Source organism: Acinetobacter sp. GW821-FHT01C12 (assembly GCF_059422625.1).
Genome location: NZ_JBWKXD010000001.1, coordinates 828,344 through 840,704, shown reverse-complemented (window position 1 = coordinate 840,704; position 12,361 = coordinate 828,344). Strand labels below are relative to the sequence as shown.

Sequence of the window (12,361 nt, the reverse complement as noted above, 5' to 3'; positions counted from 1 at the left end):
TCTAAAATGAATTAGGTCATGGATCTATCATTTAAAGGTGTGTAATCACAAATAGAATGGAAATAAACGTTTTGATAAATATGGTTTAAGCATATTTTATTGGAAATATATGCGTATATTGAATCAACAATAAGTCTAGCTTTAGTAATTTTATAAGTGGGTATCATCATGAAAAAGGCAATAAAAAAGGTATTGTTTGCAGCAGGACTTTTGGTTGCGGCTGAGCTGGCAACGGCATGTACACGGGTTGTTTATTTAGGTAATAATGATGTGATGACAGCACGTTCTATGGATTGGAAAAGTGATGTTGGAACAAACTTGTGGATTCTGCCTAATAATGTAAAACGCAGTGGTATGGCTGGGCCAAAATCGATTCAATGGACATCTAAATATGGCAGTGTTGTCGCAACAGGTTATGATATTTCAACAACAGATGGTGTGAATGAAAAGGGATTGGCTGCAAATTTACTTTGGCTGGTTGAGTCTGAATACCCAAATGTTAAAAATAATAAAAAACCGCCATTAAGTATCTCACTTTGGGCGCAGTATGTTTTAGATAACTATGCAACAGTAGATGAAGCAATTCAGGCTTTAGCACAAGAGCCGTTTATGATTGTGACAGATCAAGTGCCAGGTGAAAAAAGATTAGCGACCCTGCATTTATCAATTTCAGATGCAACGGGTGACAGCGCTATTATTGAATACATTGGTGGTAAGCAGGTCATCCATCATAATCGACAATATCAAGTGATGACAAACTCTCCAACCTTTGATCAGCAATTGGCGTTAAATACATATTGGAAACAAATTGGCGGAACAACGATGTTACCTGGAACCAATCGAGCAGCAGATCGGTTTGCAAGAGCATCTTTTTATATTAATGCGATTCCTAAAGATGCGACACCTGAATATTCTTTAGCAAGTGTATTTAGCGTGATACGTAACACATCTGTTCCGTTTGGACTCAATACAGAAGAAGAGCCAAATATCTCCTCTACACGTTGGCGTACAGTGGTAGATCATAAGCGAGGACTTTATTTTTTTGAATCTGCTGTATCACCAAATGTTTTTTGGGTAGACTTAAAAGAGATTGATTTTAAAGATGGTCAAACCAGAAAGCTTGAGTTGGGCGCTGATCAAGCAAAAGTTTATGCAGGTAAGGCTAATTCTTCTTTTAAGGTCGCTCCACCATTTCAATTTTTGGGCATACAATAGGATTTAAAAAAGTATGATAAAGAGATTATTATGTATACCTTTCAGTGTATTACTAATTACTGGGTGTGCTTCAAATCCTAATGACGCTACTTCAAATTTAGGTACGCAGGGATTATTAATTTGTCAGCCAAATGAGCTTTGTCCAATCGTCACCGTAGTGTGGAATGAGACACATAAAGATTTTTTAAAAGTGAAACTTAGCTTAAATAGTGCCTATACCAAATATAATATTGAAAAAGTTGTATTTAGTGATGGCGCAAAAAGCCACTCATTTAATGTGATTGGGCCAACTGAAATTGATTTTGCTTTTAAGGCAAACCGCTCTCGAAACAGTGTGCTTATTCCAGTCAACTTAATGGGGGACTTTAAAAACTCTCAAAATATCTTTATGGAAATACATACAGATCAAGGTGTGATTACCCGCTATATCTTAAAAGATAATGTCAAAGCACCAGTATTTGAAGAATTAACCAAATATTACAACGTTTCAAAATAGAAATTTGATCCAAAAAAATATAGTCCTCGTTCCACTGTATGTCAGTGGAACGAGGTTTACTTAAACAGCTTAATTTTCAAATAACCAATATGCTTTTAAGCATGCCTAAATATTTGCTATATCCCTAATCATTTGCTTCTAAATAATGATTTGCTACTTTGACATAGTGTCTTGCTGAATAAGGCAAAAATTCCTTTTCTTTATCAGTTAAAGGTCGAACCTTTTGTACTGGGCTTCCCACATAGAGGTAACCACTTTCTAAGCGCTTACGCGGTGGAACCAGTGAGCCTGCACCAATCATGACATCATCTTCAATCACCACATCATCTAGAACAATTGTATTAATTCCTACTAAAACCCGGTTGCCAATGGTACAACCATGTAAGGTGACATGATGTCCAATGGTCACATCTTCCCCAATCACTAAAGGTGAGCCATTGGGTTTAGCATCATTTTTATGACTGACATGTAACATGCAATGGTCTTGTACATTAGAATAACGACCAATTTTGATGTAATTGACATCAGCACGAATCACTGCAAAAGGCCAAACAGATACATTCTCCGCCAAAGTTACTTCACCGATCACAACCGAGAGATCGTCAATATAACAAGTTGAATCAATTTTAGGATGATGACCTAAATACGAACGAATATTTTTTTTCATGTTGGCTTCCATGTCAAAAGCAAATTTAACCAGTGTATTTTTACTGAGTATAAATTAAAAAGGCATCCAAATCTGTGATCAGGATGCCTGTGCTTTAGTCTAATAGATTCAATATTAGGTTTAAGCGAATAACTTAGAACAAGTTGCTAAAGAACATTTTGATATGGTCGATTAAGCGAGAGAAGAAGCCTGCTTCTTCTACAGCTTTTAAAGCCACTAATGGTTTTTCAGCTATCACTTTACCATCTAAGGTTGCTGTTAATTTACCAACGACTTGACCTTGTTTTAATGGTGCATTTAAGTTGGGTTGAACAGTGATTTGTGTTTTGATTGCATTGGCTTGACCTTTTGGCATGGTCACATTGAAGTTTTCAGCTAAACCAATTTGTACATCATTTTCTTTACCAAAATAAACTTTTGCTTTAGCAAGCACTTGATTTGCAGGTTGAACACTGACCGTTTCAAAGTTTGAATAACCCCAAGCTAACAATGAGCGTGTTTGGCTGGCACGTTCATTCATTGATGGCGCACCAAAAATCACAGAAATCAAACGCATTGGACCACGTTTTGAAGATGTGGTTAAGCAATAACCAGCCTCATCAGTATGACCTGTTTTTAAGCCATCAACACTTGGGTCAGTATAAAGCAAGGCATTACGGTTACCTTGTTTAATCCCGTTGAAAGTAAATTCTTTTTCAGAATAAATAGGATAATATTTTGAACTGTCATGAATGATATGTTTAGCAAGTACCGCCATATCTTTTGCAGTTGAGTAATGACCCTCAGCAGGCATACCCGTTGCATTGATAAAATGTGTATTGACCATACCTACACGTTTGGCTTCTTGGTTCATTGCATAAGCAAATGAACCCTCATTACCTGAAATATGTTCAGCCATCGCTTTAGATGCATCATTACCCGACTGGATAATAATGCCTCGTAACATTTCTAAAACTGTTGCAGTACCATTTAACGGCACATACATACAAGATTCAGTACTGCTACCACGACACCATGCAGACTCATTCATGCGAACTTTTTCACTTTCGGTCAGTTCGCCTTTAAGAAGTTTTTGCTCAATGATGTAACTCGTCATCATTTTTGTCATCGAAGCAGGTGCTAATTTTTCATTTTCATTCTTCGATGCAAGAATTTGACCTGTCTCATAGTCCATTAAGACATACGATTTATTATTTAATTCTGGCGGAGTGGTTAAGACGGTTGCTGCATAAGAAAATGAAGGTAAAAGTAATAATGCAGCAATGGCGCTTTTTCGAGTCATTCTAGGTCGTTCCAATCGTTATATGAGCACAAACAGGCTAGCATTTTAGGGCAAAGCAAAGCCGACTTCTATAAGGAAAGTCGGCTTATTTCTTACTTATTGTAACTAATTCAATATTTGTTGGATAAATTGCAGAAATCGTTATGACTGATAGTTACTAATGTCATTACAAATTGCTGTATTTTCAGTATCACCCGCTTTTTTAGCATCACTTTTTGCTTCTTTTAATGCTCTTTGGAAATCTTTTTGCTTGGCAAGTGATTTTAAGGTTGCTTTAGGATCTTTGTCATTTGGCATATAGTCTTTAAGCAAGTGATCAAAACCTTTATTAAATGCAGCATCTGTTTTGATTAGACTCGGGCAGATATCTGACAATACATAAATTGCAGCCAATTCTTCTTTAGATACTTGTTGCTGTGTGACTTCGATTTTGTCAGATGCGGCAAAAGCATGGGTCATAAATAAACCACTTGCTGAAACAAGGCTTAATGTAAGCATTTTTAAAGTCATACGCATAAATAACCCAATCAATTTTTAATTTGAGAACCTGCATAGATTAAACGTAAAAACTGTGAAAAATATAGAGAAAGTGTATCGATGTTGTAGATTTATTTGAAATTTTCACAAACTGAACAATGCAAAAGATGTCAAAAAAGGATTTTTAACATCGTATTGGGGGAGGTTTTTTTTATCTTATGTTAGTGTGGAAGTTCAAGTACATCTGCACATACTGCTTTGTGTTCAGCTTGATCAACTTCTTTGGCACTGGTTTGTGCTTCTTTGAGTACAGTTTGGTATTCTGGATCTTGTTGAAGCTGAGTCAATGTTGTAGGTTTTGAAAAATCCTTTAATAAGGTTTGGGTTAAACTTGCAATTTTAGTTTGAAATGCAGGGTTGTTTCCAATTAACGCTGGGCAAACTTCGGCAAGCACCTGTGTTGCGGCAATATCTTCTTTCGCAATTCGATCAGATTCTTGTGAAGTTAATGTTTCTGAAAATGCAGATTGTGTGCAAAGTGTGATGAGAGCGATAGAAATAGTATGAGTAAGAGAACGTGTAATCATCTTTATAGTCACAAATTAGATTTAAAATTGAGTAAGTAACTATATATAATTGTTCAATAAATTTGAATTAAATTACTCAGTAGTCATTTAATAATTTTTAGTCAGAGAACCTTTTAGTGAATATTTTAGTTGCCAATGATGATGGTGTTTTTGCACCAGGTATTCAAGCTTTAGCAAAAGCATTACGACCTTTAGGTCGAGTTGTTATTGTTGCGCCAGAAAGTGAACGCAGTGGTTATTCAAGTGCATTAACCCTAGATCGACCACTTCGACCGATTCAAGTTGCACCAGATATGTGGGCAGTAAATGGGACACCTGCTGATTGTGTGTATTTGTCCATGAACGGTTTATTTGATTTTGAGTTTGATTTAGTTGTCAGTGGAATCAATAGTGGGGCGAATTTAGGTGACGATGTCCTTTATTCTGGAACCGTAGGGGCGGCATTTGAAGGACGTTTGATGAAACAGCCAGCAATCGCAGTTTCATTGGCAGGCAGTAATGTACGTTCCTATGACAACCCTGAAGATTATGCACAAGCTGCAAACTGGGTTTACAGCTTTATTGCCAAAGGCTTACCCGAACTGCCTCCACGACATATCTTAAATATCAATATTCCCGATGTCGCTGAAATTTTAGGGGCTCAAATTACATATCAGGGGCGTCGAATACAATCAAAGCCGATAACCAGTCAGGTTGACCCGCGTGGTCGTCAAGTCTATTGGATTGGTTTGGCGGGTGAAGCGGTGACAGATCCGCAAAAAAATGCACAAAACCTGCAATCTGACTTTTTTGCCATTGCCAATGGTTGCGTCAGTATTACCCCAATTCAGATGGATGCAACCAATTACACAATTCTTGAAACACTACAATCACAACTCTCACATAGTCATTTTGATGTATGAGTGTTATAACTTTGTGAAAAAGCACTGTTAAACAGTGAAATGCGTGTGTATTTTGCTAATCTTAAGCAAATATTTTTAAATTTTAAGATTGTAGAGAGGGAAATCAATGCTTTTGGCTCGATCAACACTTCCAATTCAAATGCCTAAGCGATGGATGAAAATCATTTTGTCCACAATAGCAATCACCTCTGCCATAGTGGTGACTGGGTGTGCATCGAAGCCTCAAATTAATAACCCTACACGTTATGCTGTTGCGCCTGACTATTACACAGTTCGTTCTGGTGATACCTTAAGCGCAATCTCTATGCGTTATGGTTTGAGTTATCTCAGTGTTGCTGAAATGAATGATATTGCCGCGCCTTATCGAATTTATGTAGGTCAGTCATTACGTTTGAAAAAAGGTGGGGGCAATGTCACTCGATCTACAACGAAACCGTTGACGAGCAATGAACCGCAAATTCAACGTCAAACGATTAAGTTACCAACACAGCAGCCGACGTCGCCAACTGGTACAACGACGGCTCAGCCAGTAACGCCGCCGCCTGTACAAACGACGACGACAGTACAATCAACCCAATTGAGATGGGTAAAACCATCAAATGGATCTGTTATTGCAAATTATAATATTGCGAATAATATTAAAGGAATACGTTTTGGAGGGAATCAAGGTGATCCAATTTTTGCCGCAGCGGATGGACAGGTGGTTTATGCTGCAGATGGATTAAAAGAATATGGTAATCTTGTCTTAGTAAAACATATTGATGGTTACATTACTGCATATGCTCATAACAGCAAAATGTTGGTGAAAAGTGGTCAAACTGTGACAGCAGGACAGAAGATTGCAGAGATGGGATCTTCAGGTGCTAGCAGTACCATGTTGGAGTTTCAGGTACGTTTAGATGGAAAACCGATAAACCCAGCAAATATTTTACCAATAAATTAAATATTTTAATGCAAAGTGTAATTTTCTTCGTATAATACAATGAGTTGTTTTGAACAAAAAAGTGTGAAACAGCTCATAATTTCAGAGGGAAATTTATGTTAGATCAACTTCGGGCAATGGGTGTATTTGCTTGTGTTGTTGAAAAAAGCTCTTTTAGTGGTGCCGCGCGTGACCTTGGCATTACGACTAGTGCGGTTAGTCAGCAAATTAGATCTCTAGAACATGAAATGGAAGTGACACTTCTACATCGTTCTACGCGAAAGCTGAGTTTAACTGAGGCTGGTCAAGCTTTTTTCCACAGTTGTCAAGAAATGCTCGCTGCCGCAGAGCGTGGAAAAATCCGCATTAATGAGTTGCGCGATGATTTAGTTGGGGATTTGCGTATTGCGACAACCCCGGAAATAGGGGCAACACATGTTGTTCCTGCTTTATCGCATTGGATGTCTGCACATAGAGGTTTGATGGTTCATTTTGAAGCAGATAACCAATATATCGACTTGATTCAAGAGCGTATAGATATTGCTATTCGCATGTCTTCAAAAATTGAAGATGCGAATAACTTGAGCTGTATGCCACTTGCACGAGTCGATCAGATCTTAGTTGCATCGCCAAGTTATTTAAATCAAACAGCGCCTATTTCACGTCCTGAAGATTTACAGAATCATGATTTGATTCCGATAAATATCATGAAAAATTCTCAACATTTTTCATTTCAGCATGGTGCAACAGGTGAAGTTGTTAATTTAGAAATGAAGCATCGCCTTCAGACAAATAACGTATTTGTTGCAAAATCATTGTGCCAACATGGGCATGGTATTGCACGAATCCTTTATTTAGATGTGCAAAAAGAATTAATGAACGGAACATTGGTTGAAGTGCTTCCAGAGTGGAAATTACCAACTTTCACTTTAAGTGCTGTGACCTTAAAGCGTGAACAGCAGCCGATGAAAATTCATCGTTGTTTGGATGCTTTGAAACAATATTTTAGCCAGTTACCTGGTGGTAGAATTTTCCAAGAAGCTTCATAAAGTTCTAATTCTAATAAGTTCTAATAAAAAAGCCGCTTTAAAGCGGCTTTTCTATATCAGCAATTTGATAAGCATTCATGGCAAAACTAAAAGAGATTAACGGGTTAATCTCTTAAAGCATTTATTCACAATTAGGCAAGGAACTCTTTAATTGCAGGTACTAAGCGTTTTAATAGATCATCTGCTTGCTCATGATTCATATTCAAGGCAGGCAGTAAACGCACCACATTGCCTGAAGTAACGTTAATAATTAAATGATGCTTATCACGTGCAATGTTTACTAATTCGGCACAGTCTTTAGGTAATTCGATACCAATCATCATGCCGAAACCACGCACAATCACATTTTGCTCTACAAGTTGAGCACGGAACTGATCGACCAGATATGTTCCAATTTCAGCAGCATTTGCAACGATGTTTTCTTTTTGGATCAAATCAATCACTGTGTAGACAACACGAGAGCCTAAATGCGTACCACTATAAGTAGAGCCATGATTTCCCGCAGCCAGTACTCCAACACCACGACCTTGTGTCATCACAGCACCGATTGGAAAACCATTTCCGAGGCCTTTTGCTGTGGTTAAAACATCTGGAATAATATTGGTATGTTGATAAGCAAAGTATTTACCGGTACGGCCATTACCTGTTTGAACTTCATCCAGCATCATCAACCAATTATGTTGATTACAAATACGACGAATATCTTCAAGGTAGCTAAAACCTTGAGGTGCGGTATTGACACCACCTTCACCTTGGATCGGTTCGACTAGAATTGCCACAATGTCAGGATGCTGAATAGCGGCTTCTTCAATGGCTTCTACATCGCCAAAAGGCACACGAATAAAGCCTTCAACCAGTGGTGCAAAGCCTTCTTGAACCTTTTTATTGCCCGTAGCTGAAAGCGTTGCAAGGGTACGACCATGGAATGATTGATCCGCAACAATGATTTTGGGATTGGAAACACCCTGTAAGTGACCAAATTTACGTGCAATTTTAATTGCACCTTCATTTGATTCTGCACCACTGTTTGAGAAAAAGATTTCTTCCATACCTGAAACTTCAGCCAGCTTTTGCGCTGCTGCAGTTTGCCAAGCGACTTCGTAAATATTGCTGGTATGGATTAATGTAGCCGCTTGTTCTGCAATAGCCTCAGCCAGAACAGGATGAGCATGTCCTAAGCCACACACAGCAATACCCGTCAATGCATCTAAATACTCTGTACCATTTTCAGTATAAAGATAAGAACCTCGTCCTCGGACAAAGCTGATCGGTTGACGGCTGAATACAGGCATCAAGTGTGAAGGTTGATCAGTTTGTACCGGAGCGAGGGTAATGTTATTCATAACTAACTCTTATCTGTTAGGAGTGGAAAGGGTAAAGGATTATCTAACCAAAATATGCACAAGATTTAAAGCTTTAATATAAATAAAATTGGAAATAATCGTCTAGACATATTCTTTATTGTGGATTTAGGTATAATGCAGGCAGATGAGTTGAGGATTTAATCAATGACTGAACAAGCGCGTGATACAGAAGCGTTAATTCGCGATCAAATAGCTAAACATGCAGTACTTCTTTATATGAAAGGTACACCGCAATTTCCACAATGTGGTTTCTCTGCACGTGCAGTTGAAGCACTTAGCCAAATTGGTCGTCCATTTGCTTATGTAAATATCTTGGAAAATCCAGATATTCGTGCAACTTTGCCACAAATTGCAAATTGGCCTACATTCCCGCAATTATGGATTAATGGCGAATTGATTGGCGGTAGCGACATTATGCTAGAAATGTTCCAAAATGGTGAATTAAAGCCATTGATCGAGCAATATAGCCCAGCACCAGATGCTTAATAAGTTGATGATGTAGAAAAAGCACCGGAAGGTGCTTTTTTATTGGCTAGGCTTTATGTTGTTGTCACGTGACTGAATTGGTCAACAATCTAGAGAAATTAGGTTATGGCTGATGAGCGGTTCCAATCTTTGTTTGTATATTTAACAAGCTATCAGTATGAGTCAGACAAAGCTTTGAATATTCAAAGCTTTGTCTGACTGAGGTCTATCCAAGAAGCAATTTAAGCTGACTTGCGCTTATTTTGCTTTGCTGCAACTTCAGTTTGGTTTTCGTCAGTAATGATGCTTGCTGATTCAGCTTCTGCCTTTTTCAGTTTTTTCCCTTTGTTCTTTTTTTTCTTTTTCTTTGGCTTGTGCTCTATTTCAACGCCATCTTCCAAGGCTTGCCAATATTCAAGCTGTGCCATCACTGCCGCATAGATTGAACCTTTGGTATAACGACCTTTTTTATCTAATGCCCCAACAGGACGTGCCATTAGGATTTCTAAAGCTTGGTCAATGGTGTCTATGGCATGTATATGGAATTGACCCTCATTGACAGCCTCAATCACATCATGGCGAAGCATTAAATGCTGCATATTCTGACGCGGAATAATTACCCCTTGTTTGCCCGTTAATCCTTGGAGTTTGCACGCATCGAAGAATCCTTCAATTTTTGCATTGACCCCACCAATAGGTTGAACTTGACCCAATTGGTTCATTGAACCTGTGATCGCCCATGATTGATCAATAGGCAATTGGCAGATTGCGGAAATCAATGCAGATAGTTCTGCAACCGTGGCACTGTCACCATCCACTTGACCATAACTTTGTTCAAAGGCGAGGGCAGCAGAGAAATGCAAAATCTGTTCACGGCCAAAATGAGCTTTTAGGAAGCTCGACATCAGCAAGACACCTTTGGCATGTAATGAACCACCAAGTTCTACACTGCGCTCAATATCTAAAATGTCACCGCCGCCTTGATATACCGAAGCGGTTAAGCGTGACGGTAAACCAAATTCAACATCGGCATAGTGGATCACGGATAAAGCATTGATCTGACCTAAACGATGGCCGCGTGTCTCAATCAGTTGCGTACCACGTGACAAGTCTTGCCAATAAAGCTCTCTTAAATAGCCTAATCGATATTGGCGATGTTTCAGAGCAGTGTTGATATGATGAGAGGTGACTAACTTTTCTTCCGACTGTGCAGCGTGATGATGAGATTCACGGATTAAATCACCCAAAGTTAAAGCATGTAAAGACAATGAACTCTGGTCTTCAGCTTGGCGGCTCGAATCTGTTAGTAATGCCGCCAATGCTGAGCGATCAAAAGGCAGTAATTTGTCTTGTTGAACATAGTCTGCAATCAGTTGCATATAAGCTTGTTCATTATCATCATTACGTTGCAGGGTATCGGTAAAATCAGCACGAATTTTAAAAACACTGCCTAATTCCGGCTCTAGTTCTAAAATTTCATAATAAATTTCAGGTTCTGCCAATAAAACCACTTTTAAGTTGAGTGGCACAGATGCAGGCTCAATTGAAATACTGCCAGTTAAAGTCAGCATGTGCTCAAGAGAAGACAGCTTTAATTGTCCTGATTTTAATGCACGTTTTAGCCCTTGCCATGCATAAGGCTGTTCTAACAGCTGTTCTGCTTCTAAAATTAAAAAACCACCATTGGCTTGATGCAATGAGCCTGGGCGAATCAGAGTAAAGTCGGTGGTGATTGTGCCGTTTTGCGTCAGCTGTTCAACATGTCCCAGTAAATTATAATGTGTTGGGAAGTCTTCAAAAATAACTGGTGCACCAGAGTTTGGCTTATTGCTCACCACGACATTAGCTTGGTAACGTGAAGGAACCCGATTAAATAAAGCAGGAGAGAATTCTTCACCTTCCTGATCTAAAATCGTTTCAACATTTTCGATAATATCTGCTGCAAAATGCTTTAAGTATTGATCGAGTCCGTGTACGGTTTTAAATTTACTTAAAATCAAATCTATACGAGGAATCACCACTTGTTTGGCAATATCACGATTTAATTCAGAAACTTGATCACGTGCATCATCTTCCAAATCACCTAACTGAAGACCAAGCCGTTCAAGCTTTTTATCCATATAACGCATATTGGAATTAATTTCTGCGCGCTGTTTACTGTCGAGCGCATTAATATCTTCCTGTGACATTTCCAATACTTTGTCATCTTTGACATGGATCGGCACAAAAATATGTTCATCGTTACGATTAATCAGTTTTAGGTCGAGGTCTTCGCCTTCTTTGGTCAGTTCAACTAAAGCGAGTTGTTGCTCATTTCCCGTGATTTGACGAATACGTTCAATACGATTGTGATAAGTTTCGGCACTAAAGCGACGTTCAAGTTGCTTGAGAATGGTTTGCCATGCTTGGTGGATTAAAGCTTGAAACTTACTGCCTTGGCCCGCTTGAAAACGCAGTGCAATCGGTTGTCGCGCATTTTTAAAATTATAAACATAGACCCAATCATCAGGTGTTTGCATGTTTTTTGCATGCTGCTGTAACAAACGCTTGATCATGGTTCTTTTGCCAAGACCTGCCGTCCCCACTGCAAAAATGTTGTAGCCTGAATAAGGTAAAGCAATCCCTGCTTCTACAGAGGCTCTGGCGCGATCTTGCCCTAAGAAATTATTTAAAGGCTTGATCCGCTTGGTTGAGGTAGGAATCTTGCTTAGATTGGGGATATGCGTCAGTTGTTCTGATTTTAGTGCGGTTTGTGTCAACGTGTTTTGAATTTCCGTTTGATCAAAAGCAGATGGAAAAATCGTTTCAGTTTTTTGTATTGGGGTTGCAGTCGTCGTAATTGAAACAGTAGTAGAGCTTAATTGATCGTGTCTTTGGGTCACAGGTGAAATCCAAAACTTATATGGGTTGAAAAGTTAAAGGTATACAGGATTGG

The 12,361-nt window shown here is 38.7% G+C and carries 12 protein-coding genes; 6 read left to right on the top strand and 6 right to left on the bottom strand.

From position 1 onward, the window contains the following. Positions 1-168 precede the first annotated feature (168 nt). Positions 169-1,215 (top strand): linear amide C-N hydrolase, encoded by a 1,047-nt coding sequence (locus AC07WY_RS04130; protein WP_004721283.1) that lies wholly within the window; start codon positions 169-171, stop codon positions 1,213-1,215. 13 nt (positions 1,216-1,228) lie between these two features. Next, complete coding sequence (locus AC07WY_RS04125; protein WP_494735756.1) at positions 1,229-1,711, top strand: hypothetical protein; 483 nt, start codon at positions 1,229-1,231, stop codon at positions 1,709-1,711. Positions 1,712-1,835: 124 nt separating this feature from the next. On the opposite strand, the gene AC07WY_RS04120 is transcribed toward AC07WY_RS04125, so the two are convergent. From AC07WY_RS04120 to AC07WY_RS04105, 4 genes are all read right to left on the bottom strand, one after another. Further along, positions 1,836-2,378, bottom strand: coding sequence for a gamma carbonic anhydrase family protein (locus tag AC07WY_RS04120; protein ID WP_262085768.1), 543 nt, complete (start codon positions 2,376-2,378; stop codon positions 1,836-1,838). Between the two features lie 133 nt (positions 2,379-2,511). Beyond that, positions 2,512-3,660 (bottom strand): D-alanyl-D-alanine carboxypeptidase PBP5/6, encoded by a 1,149-nt coding sequence (gene dacC / locus AC07WY_RS04115; RefSeq protein ID WP_494735755.1) that lies wholly within the window; start codon positions 3,658-3,660, stop codon positions 2,512-2,514. 141 nt (positions 3,661-3,801) lie between these two features. Then, the gene (locus tag AC07WY_RS04110; RefSeq protein WP_004721274.1) at positions 3,802-4,176 is read right to left on the bottom strand and encodes an MCR_0457 family protein; all 375 of its coding nucleotides are present in this window, start codon (positions 4,174-4,176) and stop codon (positions 3,802-3,804) included. Between the two features lie 182 nt (positions 4,177-4,358). Next, positions 4,359-4,724 (bottom strand): MCR_0457 family protein, encoded by a 366-nt coding sequence (locus tag AC07WY_RS04105; RefSeq protein WP_494735754.1) that lies wholly within the window; start codon positions 4,722-4,724, stop codon positions 4,359-4,361. Positions 4,725-4,840: 116 nt separating this feature from the next. On the opposite strand from AC07WY_RS04105, the gene surE reads away from it, so the two are divergent. The 3 genes from surE (at position 4,841) to AC07WY_RS04090 (ending at position 7,597) form a co-directional block, all read left to right on the top strand. After that, entirely contained in the window at positions 4,841-5,626 is a 786-nt protein-coding gene (gene surE, locus AC07WY_RS04100; protein ID WP_004820713.1) for a 5'/3'-nucleotidase SurE, read from the top strand. Positions 5,627-5,732: 106 nt separating this feature from the next. Beyond that, entirely contained in the window at positions 5,733-6,569 is an 837-nt protein-coding gene (locus AC07WY_RS04095; protein WP_034613659.1) for a peptidoglycan DD-metalloendopeptidase family protein, read from the top strand. A gap of 95 nt (positions 6,570-6,664) precedes the next feature. Further along, positions 6,665-7,597 carry a LysR family transcriptional regulator gene (locus AC07WY_RS04090; protein ID WP_004721269.1) on the top strand — a complete coding sequence of 311 codons (933 nt, stop codon included), beginning with the start codon at positions 6,665-6,667 and terminating at the stop codon, positions 7,595-7,597. A gap of 131 nt (positions 7,598-7,728) precedes the next feature. Here AC07WY_RS04090 and AC07WY_RS04085 read toward each other — a convergent pair whose 3' ends face one another. Next, entirely contained in the window at positions 7,729-8,940 is a 1,212-nt protein-coding gene (locus tag AC07WY_RS04085) for an aspartate aminotransferase family protein (protein ID WP_034613657.1), read from the bottom strand. Between the two features lie 165 nt (positions 8,941-9,105). Between AC07WY_RS04085 and grxD the strand changes: the two genes are divergently transcribed. Further along, the gene (gene grxD / locus AC07WY_RS04080; RefSeq protein WP_004820720.1) at positions 9,106-9,447 is read left to right on the top strand and encodes a Grx4 family monothiol glutaredoxin; all 342 of its coding nucleotides are present in this window, start codon (positions 9,106-9,108) and stop codon (positions 9,445-9,447) included. Positions 9,448-9,668: 221 nt separating this feature from the next. On the opposite strand, the gene AC07WY_RS04075 is transcribed toward grxD, so the two are convergent. Then, positions 9,669-12,308, bottom strand: a complete 2,640-nt coding sequence (locus tag AC07WY_RS04075) for a Lon protease family protein (protein WP_494735753.1) — start codon at positions 12,306-12,308, stop codon at positions 9,669-9,671. Between the last annotated feature and the right edge of the window lie 53 nt (positions 12,309-12,361).

Bases quoted from the DNA above. Each gene is read 5' to 3' on its own strand.
- AC07WY_RS04130 (WP_004721283.1), top strand. From the start codon at position 169: ATGAAAAAGGCAATAAAAAAGGTATTGTTTGCAGCAGGACTTTTGGTT.
- AC07WY_RS04125 (WP_494735756.1), top strand. From the start codon at position 1,229: ATGATAAAGAGATTATTATGTATACCTTTCAGTGTATTACTAATTACT.
- AC07WY_RS04120 (WP_262085768.1), bottom strand. From the start codon at position 2,378: ATGAAAAAAAATATTCGTTCGTATTTAGGTCATCATCCTAAAATTGAT.
- dacC (WP_494735755.1), bottom strand. From the start codon at position 3,660: ATGACTCGAAAAAGCGCCATTGCTGCATTATTACTTTTACCTTCATTT.
- AC07WY_RS04110 (WP_004721274.1), bottom strand. From the start codon at position 4,176: ATGCGTATGACTTTAAAAATGCTTACATTAAGCCTTGTTTCAGCAAGT.
- AC07WY_RS04105 (WP_494735754.1), bottom strand. From the start codon at position 4,724: ATGATTACACGTTCTCTTACTCATACTATTTCTATCGCTCTCATCACA.
- AC07WY_RS04095 (WP_034613659.1), top strand. From the start codon at position 5,733: ATGCTTTTGGCTCGATCAACACTTCCAATTCAAATGCCTAAGCGATGG.
- AC07WY_RS04090 (WP_004721269.1), top strand. From the start codon at position 6,665: ATGTTAGATCAACTTCGGGCAATGGGTGTATTTGCTTGTGTTGTTGAA.
- AC07WY_RS04085 (WP_034613657.1), bottom strand. From the start codon at position 8,940: ATGAATAACATTACCCTCGCTCCGGTACAAACTGATCAACCTTCACAC.
- grxD (WP_004820720.1), top strand. From the start codon at position 9,106: ATGACTGAACAAGCGCGTGATACAGAAGCGTTAATTCGCGATCAAATA.